Annotated in this window: 15 protein-coding genes; 8 read left to right on the plus strand and 7 right to left on the minus strand. The window is 67.7% G+C overall.

The genetic code is table 11. The features are described from left to right. Positions 1-58: 58 nt before the first annotated feature. The 5 genes from EOJ32_RS13055 (at position 59) to EOJ32_RS13075 (ending at position 3412) form a co-directional block, all read left to right on the plus strand. Positions 59-544 carry an SspB family protein gene (locus tag EOJ32_RS13055; RefSeq protein WP_045998839.1) on the plus strand — a complete coding sequence of 162 codons (486 nt, stop codon included), beginning with the start codon at positions 59-61 and terminating at the stop codon, positions 542-544. Between the two features lie 4 nt (positions 545-548). Continuing rightward, a complete protein-coding gene (locus EOJ32_RS13060; protein ID WP_127898859.1) occupies positions 549-1436 on the plus strand; it encodes a dihydrodipicolinate synthase family protein in 888 nt (295 codons plus the stop codon). Positions 1437-1530: 94 nt separating this feature from the next. Then, positions 1531-2925, plus strand: coding sequence for a class II fumarate hydratase (gene fumC, locus EOJ32_RS13065; protein ID WP_127898860.1), 1395 nt, complete (start codon positions 1531-1533; stop codon positions 2923-2925). A gap of 65 nt (positions 2926-2990) precedes the next feature. Next, positions 2991-3176 (plus strand): DUF4169 family protein, encoded by a 186-nt coding sequence (locus EOJ32_RS13070; protein ID WP_127898861.1) that lies wholly within the window; start codon positions 2991-2993, stop codon positions 3174-3176. Beyond that, positions 3173-3412 (plus strand): ribbon-helix-helix domain-containing protein, encoded by a 240-nt coding sequence (locus EOJ32_RS13075; RefSeq protein WP_084693622.1) that lies wholly within the window; start codon positions 3173-3175, stop codon positions 3410-3412. Before EOJ32_RS13070 ends, EOJ32_RS13075 begins: the two co-directional genes overlap by 4 nt. Before the next feature lie 12 nt (positions 3413-3424). On the opposite strand, the gene EOJ32_RS13080 is transcribed toward EOJ32_RS13075, so the two are convergent. From EOJ32_RS13080 to EOJ32_RS13090, 3 genes are all read right to left on the minus strand, one after another. Then, entirely contained in the window at positions 3425-5068 is a 1644-nt protein-coding gene (locus tag EOJ32_RS13080) for a long-chain fatty acid--CoA ligase (protein ID WP_127898862.1), read from the minus strand. 78 nt (positions 5069-5146) lie between these two features. Beyond that, positions 5147-5530, minus strand: a complete 384-nt coding sequence (locus EOJ32_RS13085; protein ID WP_045998834.1) for a PaaI family thioesterase — start codon at positions 5528-5530, stop codon at positions 5147-5149. Between the two features lie 54 nt (positions 5531-5584). Then, on the minus strand, positions 5585-6451 hold the full coding sequence (locus tag EOJ32_RS13090) for an NAD(P)-dependent oxidoreductase (protein WP_045998833.1): 867 nt from the start codon (positions 6449-6451) through the stop codon (positions 5585-5587). A gap of 137 nt (positions 6452-6588) precedes the next feature. On the opposite strand from EOJ32_RS13090, the gene EOJ32_RS13095 reads away from it, so the two are divergent. Next, entirely contained in the window at positions 6589-9006 is a 2418-nt protein-coding gene (locus tag EOJ32_RS13095) for a penicillin acylase family protein (RefSeq protein ID WP_127898863.1), read from the plus strand. Positions 9007-9057: 51 nt separating this feature from the next. Here EOJ32_RS13095 and lpdA read toward each other — a convergent pair whose 3' ends face one another. The 3 genes from lpdA to queA all read right to left on the minus strand — a co-directional run bounded on the left by lpdA (position 9058) and on the right by queA (position 12904). Continuing rightward, entirely contained in the window at positions 9058-10449 is a 1392-nt protein-coding gene (gene lpdA / locus EOJ32_RS13100; protein WP_045998831.1) for a dihydrolipoyl dehydrogenase, read from the minus strand. Between the two features lie 66 nt (positions 10450-10515). Next, entirely contained in the window at positions 10516-11772 is a 1257-nt protein-coding gene (locus tag EOJ32_RS13105) for an MFS transporter (RefSeq protein ID WP_045998830.1), read from the minus strand. Between the two features lie 85 nt (positions 11773-11857). Continuing rightward, positions 11858-12904: a tRNA preQ1(34) S-adenosylmethionine ribosyltransferase-isomerase QueA gene (gene queA / locus EOJ32_RS13110; protein ID WP_127898864.1), complete on the minus strand. Its 1047-nt coding sequence runs from the start codon at positions 12902-12904 to the stop codon at positions 11858-11860. Between the two features lie 118 nt (positions 12905-13022). On the opposite strand from queA, the gene EOJ32_RS13115 reads away from it, so the two are divergent. Both EOJ32_RS13115 and bfr read left to right on the plus strand, forming a co-directional pair. Beyond that, on the plus strand, positions 13023-13316 hold the full coding sequence (locus tag EOJ32_RS13115) for a bacterioferritin-associated ferredoxin (protein ID WP_127898865.1): 294 nt from the start codon (positions 13023-13025) through the stop codon (positions 13314-13316). Continuing rightward, on the plus strand, positions 13264-13749 hold the full coding sequence (gene bfr, locus EOJ32_RS13120; RefSeq protein WP_127898866.1) for a bacterioferritin: 486 nt from the start codon (positions 13264-13266) through the stop codon (positions 13747-13749). The genes EOJ32_RS13115 and bfr overlap by 53 nt, the downstream gene beginning before the upstream one ends. A gap of 4 nt (positions 13750-13753) precedes the next feature. On the opposite strand, the gene EOJ32_RS13125 is transcribed toward bfr, so the two are convergent. Then, a complete protein-coding gene (locus tag EOJ32_RS13125) occupies positions 13754-14428 on the minus strand; it encodes an HAD-IA family hydrolase (protein WP_127898867.1) in 675 nt (224 codons plus the stop codon). Between the last annotated feature and the right edge of the window lie 96 nt (positions 14429-14524).

Here is a 14524-nt window from a genome sequence, read left to right on the forward strand (position 1 = left end):
CCTTTTCATCCCCGGTCATATCCCTATGCTTGCCGCCAAGAAAAGGTAGGGTAACGTCATGGCGCGATCGGGACTGGATTACGGCGGAATGATGCATCGCGCGATGCAGGGGCTGATCGCCGAGGTGCTGCGCCAGGTCGCCCGCGACGGTCTGCCCGGAGAGCATCATTTCTTCATCACCTTCGACACCCGCGACGACGGTGTCGAGATGGCGGACTGGCTGCGCGAACGCTATCCCGAGGAGATGACCATCGTCATCCAGCACTGGTTCGACAACCTGACGATCCAGCCCGACCATTTCACCATCACGCTGAACTTCGGCAACCAGCCGGAGCCGCTGAAGATCCCGTTCGATGCGCTGCGTACCTTTGTGGACCCCTCCGTCGAATTCGGCCTGCGCTTCGAGACGCAGGACAGCGACGACGACGAGGATGAGGACGCCGAGGCCGACGCCGAATACCAGCTGGACGCCGAGGATGACGGCGACGACACGCCCCCGTCGGGCGGCGCCGATGTCGTGCGCCTGGACCGCTGGCGGAAATAGCGCCATGACCATGCGCGGCCTGTCGGCCTTTCCGATCACGCCGACCGACGCCGCGGGCCACCCCCTGCCCGCCGACCTGCGCCGCCTGATCCTGCGCCTTGCGCGGGCGGGCGTGGACAGCATCGGCGTGCTGGGATCGACGGGCGGCTATGCGTATCTGGAGGCCGACCAGCGCCGGGAGGTGCTGGAGACCGCGCTTGACGCCGCCGGCGGCAGGGTGCCGGTGATCGCGGGCGTGGGCGCGCTGCGCAGCGACACCTCGGCCGCGCTGGCGCGTCATGCGGCAGATGCGGGGGCGACGGGCCTGCTGTTGGCGCCGATGTCCTACACCCCCCTGACCGAGGATGAGGTCTTTGGGCATTTCAAAACTGTCGCAGGGGCGTCGGACCTGCCGATCTGCATCTACAACAATCCATCGACCACGCATTTCACCTTTTCGCCCGTGCTGATCGCCCGGCTGGCGACGCTGCCGACCGTCACGGCGGTCAAGATGCCGCTGCCCGCGGGCGGGGACTTCGCGGGCCAGATCGCGGCCCTGCGCGCCGATCTGCCGCCCGATTTCGTCATCGGCTACAGCGGCGACTGGGGCTGTCCCGACGCGCTTCTGAACCATGCCGACGGCTGGTTCAGCGTGGCGGCGGGCTTGTGGCCCGACCAGACGCTGACCTTGGCCTGTGCCGCCCGTGCGGGCGACCGCCCCGAAACGGCCCGCTGGCAGGCGCGGTTCCAGCCGATGTGGGACCTGTTCCAGGCCCATGGCAGCCTGCGGGTCGTTCATGCCTGCGCCCGGCTGATGGATCTGACCGACGCGCAGCCGCCCCGACCGATCCTGCCCCTGCCCGACGCGCTGACCCCGCGCCTGCGCGCGGCGATGCATGCGCTGGACGACTGAAGGCGCTGTTTGCGCCAGCATACCGTTGCATACGAATTGCGCCCGATGGCCCGGACCGCTACAACCCGCCACGAAACCGTGAGGGAGCGACCCGATGACCAAGACCCGCACCGAAACCGACAGCTTCGGCCCGCTGGAGGTTGACGCCTCGAAATACTGGGGCGCGCAGACGCAGCGTTCGATCATCAACTTCCCGATTGGCTGGGAACGCCAGCCGGTGCCGATCATCCGCGCCCTGGGCGCGATCAAGCTGGCCGCCGCGCGGGTGAACCGCGCCTCGGGCGACCTGCCCGCCGATTTGGCCGATGCGATGGAGCAGGCCGCGACCGAGGTGTTCCAGGGCAAGTTCGACGACAACTTCCCGCTGGTCGTCTGGCAGACCGGGTCCGGCACCCAGTCGAACATGAACGCCAACGAGGTGATCAGCAACCGCGCGATCGAGATCATGGGCGGAGAGATGGGGTCCAAGAAACCCGTCCACCCGAACGACCACTGCAACATGGGCCAGTCGTCGAACGACACCTTCCCGACCGCGATGCATGTGGGCATCGCCATGCTGGCGCGCGACACGCTGCTGCCGGGTCTGGAGAAGCTGGCCGCCGCGCTGGAGGCAAAGTCGGCCGAGTTCAAGGACATCATCAAGATCGGTCGCACCCACACCCAGGATGCGACGCCCCTGACCTTGGGTCAGGAATTCGGTGGCTATGCCCATCAGGTCCGCAAGGGGATCGAGCGGGTCAAGGCCTGCCTGCCCGACATCTATGAGTTGGCCCAGGGCGGCACGGCCGTCGGCACCGGCCTGAACACCAAAAAGGGCTGGGACACGGCGATTGCCGCGGAAATCGCCAAGATCACCGACCTGCCCTTCGTCACCGCGCCGAACAAGTTCGAGGCGCTGGCCGCCCATGACGCGATGGTCATGTTCTCGGGCGCGCTGAAGACGGTGGCCGGATCGCTGTTCAAGATCGCCAACGACATGCGCCTGCTGGGGTCGGGGCCGCGTTCGGGTCTGGGCGAACTGATCCTGCCCGAGAACGAGCCGGGATCGTCGATCATGCCAGGCAAGGTGAACCCGACCCAGGCCGAGGCGCTGACCATGGTCTGCGCGCATGTGATGGGCAACGACGCCGCCGTGGGCTTTGCCGGGTCTCAGGGGCATTTCGAGCTGAACGTCTACAACCCGATGATGTCCTACAACGTGCTGCAATCCATGCAGCTTCTGGGCGATGCGGCCTCCAGCTTCACCGACAACATGGTCGTGGGCACCCAAGCCAACGTAAAGCGCATCGACCAGCTGATGCGCGAATCGCTGATGCTGGTGACGGCGCTGGCGCCCACCATCGGCTATGACAACGCCACCAAGGTCGCCAAGACCGCGCACAGGAACGGCACGACGCTGCGCGAGGAGGCCATCGCCCTGGGCTTCGTCGACGGAGAGACCTTCGACCGCGTCGTCCGCCCCGAGGACATGATCAGCCCCAAGGGCTGACCCTCTTGACCCAAGGCCGGGGGGCGCGCCACAGTGGCGCGCCCTTCGTCGTTTCAGGGACCGCCATGACCCGCATCATCAACCTGCGCCAGGCCCGCAAGGCCCGCGACCGCGACGCCAAGCGTGCCAAGGGCGACGCGAACGCCGCCCTGCACGGAGAGGCCAAGCCGCTGCGCGACGCGCGCCAGGCCGAACGCGACCGCGCGGCCCGCATGCTGGACGCGCATCGGCGCGACACGCCCGACGAATGATCGACCTGCCCGCCATGACGCCGCCGCTGAAGCGGTCGGTGACCATAGACGGGCACCGAACGTCGGTGTCGCTGGAAGATGCATTCTGGAAGGCGCTGGCGACCCAGGCCGCGGCGCGCGACCTGACCCGCGCCGCCCTAATCGGACAGATCGACCATGCCCGGCCGCCGCAAATCGGACTGGCCACGGCCCTGCGCCTTTATGTGCTGTCCACCCTGCAGGCGCAGGATCCCTGACCCGACCTTGGGTCAGTCAGCCGCCTGGCCCCGCAGGTCGGGCAGGACGTGGTCGCGGAACTGCTCCCGCAGGGTCAGCTTGCTGATCTTGCCGGTCGCCGTCAGGGGCATCTCGTCGACATAGACGACGTCATCGGGCAGCTGCCAGCTGGCCAGATGCGCGCCCAGATGGGACCGCATCTCCTCCAGCCCAGGTCGGGCGGCCCCCTTGGGCTTGATCACCAGCAGCGGGCGTTCATCCCATTTCGGATGGGGCAGCGCGATGACCGCGCATTGCGCCACGTCCGGATGGGCGACTGCCAGGTTCTCGACGTCGATCGAACTGATCCATTCGCCACCCGACTTGATCAGGTCCTTGGCCCTGTCGCGAAGCGTCAGGATGCCGTCGGCGCTGATCGAGGCAATATCGCCTGTCCCGAACCAGCCGTCGGCGTCGATGGCGCGCGCCGTCGCACCGGCATTGTCGTGATAACCGGCGGCCACGGTGTTGCCGCGCACGAACAGCTCTCCCATGGCTTGGCCGTCATGGGGCTGGCGGGTGCCCGCGTCGTCCACGATCTTCATCTCGACACCGAACACCCGCCGCCCCTGCGCCTGCTTCAGCGCCATGCGCCGGTCGAACGGCAGATCGCGCTGCGCCGGCGTCAGCGACCCCTGGCTGCCCAGCGGAGAGGTCTCGGTCATGCCCCAGGCGTGGTTCACGTCGATGCCCAGACGTTCAAAGCCCTCGGTCAGGCTGCGGGGCATTGCGCTGCCGCCGACGACGATGTGGCGCAGGGCTGCGGGCTTGGCCCCGCGGGACAGGATCTCGGCGAACAGTCCCTGCCAGATGGTGGGCACGCCCCAGGCGCTTTCGACGCCCTCGGTCTGGCACAGGTCCCACAGGCTGGCTCCGTCCAGCGCCGGGCCGGGCATGATCAGGCTGGCCCCGATCAGCGGGGCCGTGAAGGGCAGACCCCAGGCGTTAACGTGAAACAGCGGCACCACCGGCAGGATGCGCGGCTGCGGTCCCAGGTCCGGGCCCAGCACCGCCGCCGTGGCCAGCGCGTGCAGCATGTTAGATCGGTGCGAATACAGGACGCCCTTGGGATCGCCCGTCGTCCCGGACGTATAGCACAGGCCCGATGCGGTCGTTTCCGGAAAATCCGGCCAGACCCGCTCGGTCGGCTGCCCCGCCAGCAGGTCCTCATAGCACAGCGCATCCAGCGTCGTCTGCGGCATGTGCGCCGCGTCGGTCATGACGACATAGCGCATGGACGGCAGGCGGTCCTGCAGCTTTTCCAGCAGCGGCACGAAGCTCAGGTCGGTGAACAGCAGCCGGTCGCCCGCGTGATGCGCGATGAAAACCATCTGGTCGGCCGACAGCCGCGGGTTGATCGTATGGCAGACCGCCCCGATGGACGGCACCGCGTGATAGATCTCCAGATGGCGGTGCCCGTTCCAGGCCAGCGTCGCGACCCGGTCGCCGGGCACCACCCCCAAACCCTCCAGCGCGAAGGACAGCTGGACCGCGCGGGCACGGGTCTGGGCCCAGCTCTGTCGGTGCAGGTCACCCTCGACCCGACGCGACACGATCCGCGCTTCGGGAAAGCTCTCGGCGGCGAAATCCAGAAGCCCGCTTTGCAGCAGCGGGCGGTGCATCATCAGACCGTCCATGACGTCTCCTCCATCATGGCGCCATGATGACGCGATTGCCGGGCGTTTCAACCCGCCCGGCGCGATGGTGCCGCAGGGTCAGCGGGCACTGACATGGGTCGAGGTCAGGTCCAGCAGCACCGCCCCGTCCGCATCGGTGACCTGCGTGCGCACGGTCGAGATGCGTCGCCCGCGCCGCATCCAGGATGCCAGCGCGGTCAGAACCCCGTCGCGGCGGTTGGTCAGCAGCTGGGCGTTCAGTGTGATGGCCACGGGAAAGTTGTCCATGCCCTCCTGCGGCTGCTCTCCGCCCAGGACCAGGTTCGTCGCGACCACGTCCGCGAACCAGACCAGCGCGCCCGCATGGATGGTTCCGAACGGGTTCAGGATGCCCGCGGTCACGGTCATCTCTCCGGTGGCTTCCTGCTCGTTCACGCCGGTGATCTCGAACTCGATCTGTCCGGCAAGGCTGTGATCCGCCATCCCCCAAGTTCCTTCGTTAGAGGCGGGCATCCCGCCTTTTGTCGTTCCCCGGCCCTAGCGGGTCAGCCGCGCGATCAGGGACGAGGTGTCCCACCGGCCGCCGCCCATCGCCTGCACATCCTTGTAGAACTGGTCGACCAGTGCCGTGACCGGCAGGGCCGCGCCCAGCTGGTCCCCTGCCTGCAAGCAGATCGCCAGATCCTTCCGCATCCAGTCGACGGCGAACCCGTGCTCGAATTCGCCGCGATGCATGGTCGCATGACGGTTGACCATCTGCCAACTGCCGGCCGCACCCTGACTGATCACCTCGACGACATCGGCCACGTCCAGCCCCGCCTTCTGCGCGAATGCCAGCGATTCCGACAGCGCCTGAACCAACCCCGCGATCGCGATCTGGTTGCACATCTTGGTCATCTGTCCCGCGCCCACATCGCCCATCCGGCGACAGATCTTGGCATAGGCGTCGATGACCGGCGCGGCGCGATCGAAATCCGCGACCGTGCCCCCGCACATGATCGACAGCTGGCCGTTTTCGGCCCCCGCCTGACCGCCGGATACGGGTGCATCGACATAGCCGATGCCCGCCTCTGCCGCCGCCTGCGCCAGCTCCTCCGTCACCTTGGCCGAGACCGTGGTGTGATCGACGAAGACCGCACCCTGCGCCATGCCCGCGAATGCCCCGTCGGGCCCCAGGCATACCTGGCGCAGGTCGTCGTCATTGCCCACGCAGCACATTACCAGATCCGCGCCCTGCGCCGCCTCGCGCGGGGTCGCGGCGGAGGCGCCGCCGTGCCGGCCGACCCAGGCCTCGGCCTTGGCCGGGCTGCGGTTGAACACCGTCACCTGATGTCCCGCCGCGGCCAGATGCCCGGCCATCGGAAAGCCCATCACGCCCAGTCCCAGAAACGCCGTCTTGGCCATGCAAATCTCCCTCGGGTCGCTGCCCGTGGCGCGGGGGTGCGTTGAAATGCCCGCGCGCCTGTCCTATGCAACACACCACCATCCATGCGCGGCAGGGTCAACCCGTGCCGCGCCCCCGGCCAAGGACCTGCCCGCACATGCTGACCTTGTTTCGCTGGCTTCTGCGGCTGACCATCGCGCTGATCGTCCTGGCGGTCCTGTCCGCCGTGCTGGTCTGGTATTTCGCCGTGCGGTCCCTGCCCGACTATACCGCCAGCTATTCGGTGACGGGCATCACCGCCCCGGTCGAGATCGTGCGCTCGACCGAGAATGTGCCGCATATCTTCGGCAAGACCGACGCGGACGTGTTCTTTGCCCTGGGCCTGGCCCATGCGCAGGACCGGCTGTTCCAGATGACCCTGCTGCGCCGCGCGGCGCAGGGCCGGCTGGCCGAGGTCCATGGCCCTCGCGCCCTGCCCGCCGACGACCTGATCCGCAGGCTGGGCCTGCAGCGCGCGGCCCAGGCTTCGCTGGAGGTGCAGGACGACGACACGCTTGCGGCGCTGCAGGCCTATGCCGACGGGGTGAACCAATGGATCCGCATCGTCAACGACGGTGCGATGGGGCGCGGCGCGCCCGAATTCTTCCTGTTCCCGGATGTCATCACCTTCTGGCAGCCCGCCGATTCGCTGGCGATCCTGAAGCTGATGGCGGCGGCCGGCACCGATTCCGCGGGAGAGGAGATCCTGCGCGCCCGACTGGCCCTGGCCTGGCCCGAACGCGGCATGCAGATCGTCGACGGGGCCGGCATACCTGCTGCCCTGCCCGACTATGCGGGGCTGTTTCCCGGTGCCCGCCTTGGTGCGCCCGAACGGCGCCTGGACCCGCAGGCGGATTACGACCCGCTTGGCTTCCTGCGCCCCGAACAGGCGCTTGGCGGCAATGCCTTCGGCGCCGAGGCGCTGCGGACGGCTGCGGGGGCCGCGCTGCTGGCCAACGACCTGCATGCGGGGCTGACGGTGCCGTCGCTGTACTATCTGGCGCGGTTGGAGCTGGAAGGCGGCGGAGTGATCGGGGCCACGGTGCCCGGCATGCCGCTGGTCCTGTCGGGGCGCAATCCGACACTGTCCTGGGCGCTGACGCCGCTGGACCTGGACGTGGCCGACATCGCCATCGAGGAGGTCCAGCCCGGCAATACCGACCGCTATCGCGGCACGCAGGGCTGGACAGAGTTCCAGACCCGGACCGAGGTGATCCGCGTGCTGGACGCGTCCCCCCAGACCATCACTCTGCGGGAGACGCAGAACGGTCCCGTCGTTCCCGGCCTGGACCCGGGGCTGCGTGACGTGACGCCCATAGGGCATGTCCCATCGCTGCGCTGGACGGGGCTGTCGCAGCGCGACCGCACGATGTCCGCGCTGATGGCGCTGATGCGGGCCGGCGACGCCGATCAGGCGACCCGCGCCCTGGCCGACGTGGTCGCCCCGGCGCTGGACGTGACCCTGGCGCAGGGAGAGACCGTCACCCGGCTGGCCGCAGGCGCGGCACCCCAGCGGGCCGACGACCATCCGACCAAGGGCGCGTTGCCCTCGCCCGGCTGGCTGACCGAAACCGCATGGCAGGGCACCGTGTCGCTGGCGACCCAGGCGCGTCGCCCGCAGGACGGGCTTGCCCTCGCGACGGAGGAGCCGGAGGCCGACGGGCTACGCCATGACCGGCTGTCCGGGCTGCTGGGCGGGCGCGAGGTGCATTCCCGCGACAGCTTCATCGCCGCACAGCTGGACGTCGTCAGCCCTGCGGCCCGCGCCCTGCTGCCGCTGGTGGGGGCGAATCTATGGTTCACCGGCGATCCGGCGGCGCCCGGCACCCCGGAACGCCAGCGTCAGGACGCCCTGACCCTGCTGGCCGAATGGGACGGCGCCATGAACGAGCACCTGCCTGAACCCCTGATCTATGCCGCCTGGATGGGTGCGCTGCAGGACCGCCTGGTCCGGGACGAGCTGGGGCCGCTGGCCGACGACCTGATCCGCCTGCAACCGCATTTCATCGACGCGGTGTTCCGCGATCGCGACGGCGCCGCCGCTTGGTGCGACGTGGTCCAAAGCGCCGCGACCGAGGATTGCGCGACCATCGCCCGCCAGTCGCTGGACCGCGCCATCCTGGACCTGACCGCCGAATACGGTCCCGACGTGACCAGCTGGCGGTGGGGCGACGCGCATCAGGCGCATCACGTGCATCCGGGCCTGGGCGCGCTGCCCGCACTTGGCTGGATCATGAACATCACCCAGTCGATCTCGGGCGGAGAGTTCACCGTGGCCCGCACCGGCATGATCGGCACCGGCGACGACCCCTATCAGGCGATCGGCGGGGCCGGTTATCGCAGCGTGATCGACCTGGCGGACCCGGACAGTTCGGTGTTCATCACCTCGACCGGACAGTCGGGTCATCCGCTGTCGCGCCATTACGACGACCTGGCAGGCCTGTGGCGGCGAGGCGAATACATCGGCATGTCGCTGGACCCCGATCTGGCCCGTGCCGCGGCCGCGGGCATCACCACGCTGACACCGGCAGATTGACGAAAAAGGGGGGCAAAACCGCCCCCCTTCGTTCCCGTGTTCCAGCTGCGATCAGAAGTGGATGGCGCGCCCGTATGCGTCCAGCACGGATTCGTGCATCATCTCGGACAAGGTGGGATGCGGGAAGACCGTCTCCATCAGGTCCTGTTCGGTCGTCTCAAGCTGGCGCCCGATGACATAGCCTTGGATCAGTTCGGTCACCTCGGCGCCGACCATGTGCGCGCCCAGCAGCTCGCCCGTCTTGGCGTCGAAGATGGTCTTGATCATGCCTTCCGGTTCCCCAAGCGCGATGGCCTTGCCGTTGCCGACGAAGGGGAAGCGGCCGACCTTGATGTCCAGCCCCTGCTCCTTGGCCTTGGCCTCGGTCAGGCCGACCGATGCGACCTGGGGGTGGCAATAGGTGCAGCCCGCGATGCTGCCCGGCTTGATCGCATGGGGGTGCTTGCCCGCGATCAGCTCGGCCACCATCACGCCCTCATGGCTGGCCTTGTGCGCCAGCCAGGGCGCGCCGGCCAGATCGCCGATGGCATAGACGCCCTCGACCCCGGTGCGGCAGTATTCGTCCGTGATGACATGGGTGCGATCGACCTTGATCCCGGCCTCCTCCAGGCCCAGTCCCTCGGTGTTGCCGACGATGCCCACGGCGGAAATCACCGTATCGAACTCCTGCGTCTCGACCTTGCCGCCGACCTCGATATGGGCGGTGACGGTCGAGCCCTTGCGGTCCAGCTTCTTGACCGCGGCCTTTTCCATGATCGTCATGCCCTGCTTGACGAACTGCTTCTTCGCAAAGGCGCTGATCTCGGCATCCTCGACGGGCAGGACGCGGTCCATGACCTCGACCACGGTGGTCTTGGCGCCCAGCGTGTTGAAGAAGCTGGCGAATTCGATGCCGATGGCGCCCGACCCGATGACCAGCAGCTTCTTGGGCATGTGCGGCGGGACCAGCGCGTGCTTGTAGTTCCAGACCAGCTTGCCGTCCGGCTCCAGCCCCGGCAGCTCGCGCGCCCGCGCGCCGGTGGCCAGCACGATGGATTTCGCGGTCACCTCCTCGGTGCCCTTGTCGGTCTTGACGGTGACCTTCCCCTTGCCGGCCAGCTTGGCCTCGCCCATGATCACCGTCACCTTGTTCTTCTTGAACAGGTGGCCGATGCCGCCGGACAGCTGCTTGGCAACGCCGCGCGACCGCTTCACGACCGCGTCCAGATCATAGCCCAGCCCCTCGGCCTTCAACCCGAATTCCTTGGCCCGGTGCATCAGGTGATAGACCTCTGCGGAACGCAGCATGGCCTTGGTCGGGATGCAGCCCCAGTTCAGGCAGATGCCGCCCAGATGCTCGCGTTCGATGCAGGCCACCTTCAGGCCCAGCTGCGCGCCCCGGATCGCGGCCACATAGCCGCCCGGCCCTGCGCCGATCACCACCAAGTCGAAATTCTGGGCCATCGGATCCCCCGCTGATGAATTATAGTTCAGCGTTAAACCATTTGCCCCAAGGCGGCAAGCGGGCGGTCAGGTCGCAGGCTGGGGCGACGGGTCGTCCGACTGCGCCTCCTCCAGCACCGCGTCGACCGCCAGGGGGGTCGCGTTGGGCGTGATGACCGCAAAGCTGCCCTGTTCGTCCGGGGTCAGGGCACGACGCTGCGTGGTGCGCCATCCCGCATAGGCCGTCAGCAGCGCTAGCAGGACGCCCATGTAGACCCAGTACCCGTCAGGCCCGATGATGCCCATCATCCAGCCGGTGATGATCGGCCCGCCCATGCTGCCGATGCCATAGATGAACAGAAGGCCCGCCGATGCCGACGCCATGTCGGACTGATCCAGATAGTCGTTGGTATAGGCCAAGAGCAGCGCATAGACCGGGTTCGCGACCCCGCCCATGATCGCCCCAGCGATGACCAGGCCAAGGGTTCCGGGTTGTGCCGCGACGGTCACCAGGCCGCACAGCCCGCCGATGGCCGACATCCCCAGGACCAGCTTGCGCCGGTCATAGCGGTCCGAGATCCAGCCGATCGGATATTGCAGGACCAGCCCCCCTGCATAGATCGCAGCCACGAACAGGCTGATCTGCGCCACCGACAGCCCGATCTGGGCGCCCCAGACCGACGACATGCCCGACAGGACCGAGAACACGCCCCCGATCAGGAAGATCCCCACGCAGCCCAGCGGCGATGCCTTGTACAGCTTTGCAAAGGACATCCGCTTGATCGTCTGGAACTGCGGCGCGGGCTGGGCCGACAGCAGGATCGGCGTGAAGGCCAGCGACACCAGCACCGACGGGATGATGAACAACAGATAACCCGCCGGGCTGCTGACGTTCAGCAGGGCCTGCGCGATCACGATGCCCAGCAACTGCACAATCATGTAGAGCGACAGCGCCTGGCCGCGGTTCTCGTTCGTGGAGCCGGCGTTCAGCCAGCTTTCCGCCGTGACATAGACCCCGCAGAAGCAGAACCCGATCAGGAACCGCAGGACCGTCCAGCTGATCCAGTGCGGCTCGACCGCGAACAGGACCAGCACGGCGCTGATCAGCGACCCCAGGGCGGCAAAGACGCGGACATGGCCGACGTTCTTGATCAGGTCCGGCACGGTCAGGCTGCCCAGCAGGAACCCGCCGTAATAGCTGGCCATGACGATGGACATCTGGAAGGTCGGGATGCCCTCGATCCCGCCGCGGATGCCCAGCAGGGTGCCCTGCATGCCGTTGCCGACCATCAGCAGAAGGATGCCAAGCAGCAGCGGCCATGTGGTGCGCAACACCGAAATCATCGCGGGTCTCGTCTTGTTCAGGGGCGTGGGGGCGGAATGCCCGACCTATGCCCGACGGGGCCCCGATGCCAGCAGGAAACCGACCTCAGGGGATCAGCAGCGACGCGTCGCCATAGCTGAAGAAACGATAGCCTCGTTCGACCGCATGTCCATAGATTTCCCGGATTTTCTCGGACCCCATCAGGGCCGAAACCAGCATCAGCAGCGTGGATTTGGGCAGGTGAAAGTTCGTCATCAGCCCGTCGGTCACCCGGAATTGATAACCGGGATAGATGAAGATGTCGGTCGTGCCCCGGAACGGCGCGATCCGCCCGACCCGGGGGGCGGCCGATTCGATCAGGCGCAGGGCGGTGGTGCCCACCGGGATCACCCGGCGGCCCTCCGCCTTGGCACGGTTGATCGCCTCGGCGGCCTCGGGGGACACCTCTCCCCATTCGGCGTGCATCCGGTGGGTGGTGACGTCGTCGACCTTGACCGGAAGGAACGTCCCCGCCCCCACGTGCAGGGTCACATGCACGAACTGGACGCCCTGCGCCGCCAGCGTCTCCAGCAGGGGGGCGTCGAAATGCAGGCTGGCCGTGGGGGCCGCGACCGCGCCCTGCCGCGCGGCCCAGACCGTCTGATAGTCGTCGCGGTCCTGGTCGTCCGGCGCCCGCAGCGCCGCGATATAGGGCGGCAAGGGCATCGCCCCCACCTGTTGCAGCGCCGCATCGAACGCATCACCCGTGGCGTCGAACACCAAGCGCAGGCCGGTCGCGGTCATCTCGGCCACGGTGGCGGACAGGGTGTCGCCGAACCGGATTACCTCGCCCACGCGCAGCTTGCGCAGCGGCTTGGCCAGCGCCTGCCAGCCTTCGGCGGCGGGTTCCAGCAGCGTGACCTCGATCCGCGCCACGGCCTCGCCCTGCGGGGTCTGGCGGGCGCGGGTGCCGGTCAGGCGGGCGGGAATGACCTTGGTGTCGTTCAGCACCAGCAGGTCGCCGGGGCGCAGGATCTGCGGCAGATCGCCCACATGGCGATCGGTGATGGCCCCGCCTTCCGCCAGCAGCAGACGTGCGGAACTGCGCGGCTTGGCGGGCCGCGTGGCGATCAGGTCGGCGGGCAGGTCGAAATCGAAATCGGACAGCTTCATGGCACGGGGTTTTGCGGCCCGCCCGCGCCCGCGTCAAGCAGCCGTGATGCCAAAGCGAAAACGTCGGACTTTACAAGCCCGACAGAATTGGTAAGTCTCCGCCCGACAGGAGCCCGCCATGATCGTCTGCCACTGCGCCATGATCTCGGATCACGACATCCGCGCCGCCATCGACTGGATGCGCGCGGCGGATGCCCAGACCATCATCACGCCGGGCAAGATCTATCACGCCCTGGGCAAGCGCGCCGATTGCGGGGGCTGCATGCCGCTGTTTCTGGACACCATGCGCGCGTGCGATAAGCTGGGCGTCGCACCGCCGATTTTGCGGGCCAGAACCGACAGCAAGAAGGATGCCACCCATGAAGGGCGACGCCAAGGTCATCGAGTATCTCAACGCCGCACTGCGCTCTGAGCTGACGGCGGTCAGCCAGTACTGGCTGCATTATCGTCTGCAGGAGGATTGGGGCTTCGGCAAGATCGCGGCCAAGTCGCGCGCCGAATCCATCGAGGAGATGAACCACGCCGACAAGCTGATCCAGCGGATCATCTTTCTGGAGGGTCATCCCAACCTGCAGCGTCTGGACCCGTTGCGAATCGGACAGACCCTGCGCGAGACGCTGGACAGCGATCTGGCTGCAGAACATGACGCGCGCACGCTGTACATCGAGGCGCGCGACCATTGTGATGCCGTTGGCGACTATCCCAGCAAGATGCTGTTCGAGGAGCTGATCCAGGACGAGGAAGGCCATATCGACTTCCTAGAGACGCAGATCCACCTATTCGAGACGATCGGCGCCCAGAACTATGGCCAGCTGAACGCCAAGTCCGCTGACGAGGCCGAATAGGCCCTCAGCCCAGCCAGTCGCGGGCGATGGCGGGCAGCTGGTCGAAATGCGCCAGCAGAACCTCGGGCGCCAGGCGAGAGATCGCCTCGCCCTCGGGACCGAAGCTGACCAGTGCGACGCGCACCCCGGCAGCCGCGGCCGTCTTGCGGTCGGTCTCGGTATCGCCCACCAGGAAGGACTGCGCGACGGTGCCGCCCGCGCCCTCGACGGCGGCGTGATAGGGGCGCGGGTCGGGCTTGCGCACCGGCAGCGTGTCCGCGCCGATCATGGCGCCGAACCGGTCGCGGATGCCCAGTTCGCGCAGCAGCGTCTCGGCCAGGGCCTCTGGCTTGTTGGTGCAGACGGCCAGGCGGTGCCCGTCGGCGGCCAGACGGTCCAGCGCCGCCTCGACCCCCGGATACAGCTGCGTGTGCACGGCGATCGCCGCACCGTAATGGGACAGCAGGCTGTCGAAATCCTCATCCTCGGCACCGGGGGGCAACAGCGTATCATCCGACATCCGGCCATAGCCCGCCCGCAGCATCGCCCGTCCGCCATGAAACGCGATCAGCGCATCCGCGACCGGGTCCAGCAGGTCGCCCAGGCCCCGCGCGCGAAAGCACGCATTCGCCGCCGCGACCAGATCGCCCGACGTATCCGCCAGCGTTCCGTCCAGATCGAAGACCACCGTACCCGCCATGCGCCATCCCCCGTGGAAATGTTCGGAAAACAAAGGTGACCGCGCCGGGCCTTTCCAGCGCGTCCCGCCCCGATTAGAACGCCGTGAAGAAAAAGC

It is taken from the genome of Paracoccus sp. Arc7-R13, from assembly GCF_004010775.1.
Classification (GTDB): Bacteria; Pseudomonadota; Alphaproteobacteria; order Rhodobacterales; family Rhodobacteraceae; genus Paracoccus; species Paracoccus marcusii.

Bases quoted from the DNA above. Each gene is read 5' to 3' on its own strand.
- EOJ32_RS13060 (WP_127898859.1), top strand. From the start codon at position 549: ATGACCATGCGCGGCCTGTCGGCCTTTCCGATCACGCCGACCGACGCC.
- EOJ32_RS13080 (WP_127898862.1), bottom strand. From the start codon at position 5,068: ATGGACGGTCTGATGATGCACCGCCCGCTGCTGCAAAGCGGGCTTCTG.
- fumC (WP_127898860.1), top strand. From the start codon at position 1,531: ATGACCAAGACCCGCACCGAAACCGACAGCTTCGGCCCGCTGGAGGTT.
- EOJ32_RS13055 (WP_045998839.1), top strand. From the start codon at position 59: ATGGCGCGATCGGGACTGGATTACGGCGGAATGATGCATCGCGCGATG.
- EOJ32_RS13105 (WP_045998830.1), bottom strand. From the start codon at position 11,772: ATGATTTCGGTGTTGCGCACCACATGGCCGCTGCTGCTTGGCATCCTT.
- EOJ32_RS13115 (WP_127898865.1), top strand. From the start codon at position 13,023: ATGATCGTCTGCCACTGCGCCATGATCTCGGATCACGACATCCGCGCC.
- EOJ32_RS13070 (WP_127898861.1), top strand. From the start codon at position 2,991: ATGACCCGCATCATCAACCTGCGCCAGGCCCGCAAGGCCCGCGACCGC.
- EOJ32_RS13075 (WP_084693622.1), top strand. From the start codon at position 3,173: ATGATCGACCTGCCCGCCATGACGCCGCCGCTGAAGCGGTCGGTGACC.
- EOJ32_RS13090 (WP_045998833.1), bottom strand. From the start codon at position 6,451: ATGGCCAAGACGGCGTTTCTGGGACTGGGCGTGATGGGCTTTCCGATG.
- queA (WP_127898864.1), bottom strand. From the start codon at position 12,904: ATGAAGCTGTCCGATTTCGATTTCGACCTGCCCGCCGACCTGATCGCC.
- EOJ32_RS13125 (WP_127898867.1), bottom strand. From the start codon at position 14,428: ATGGCGGGTACGGTGGTCTTCGATCTGGACGGAACGCTGGCGGATACG.
- EOJ32_RS13095 (WP_127898863.1), top strand. From the start codon at position 6,589: ATGCTGACCTTGTTTCGCTGGCTTCTGCGGCTGACCATCGCGCTGATC.
- lpdA (WP_045998831.1), bottom strand. From the start codon at position 10,449: ATGGCCCAGAATTTCGACTTGGTGGTGATCGGCGCAGGGCCGGGCGGC.
- EOJ32_RS13085 (WP_045998834.1), bottom strand. From the start codon at position 5,530: ATGGCGGATCACAGCCTTGCCGGACAGATCGAGTTCGAGATCACCGGC.
- bfr (WP_127898866.1), top strand. From the start codon at position 13,264: ATGAAGGGCGACGCCAAGGTCATCGAGTATCTCAACGCCGCACTGCGC.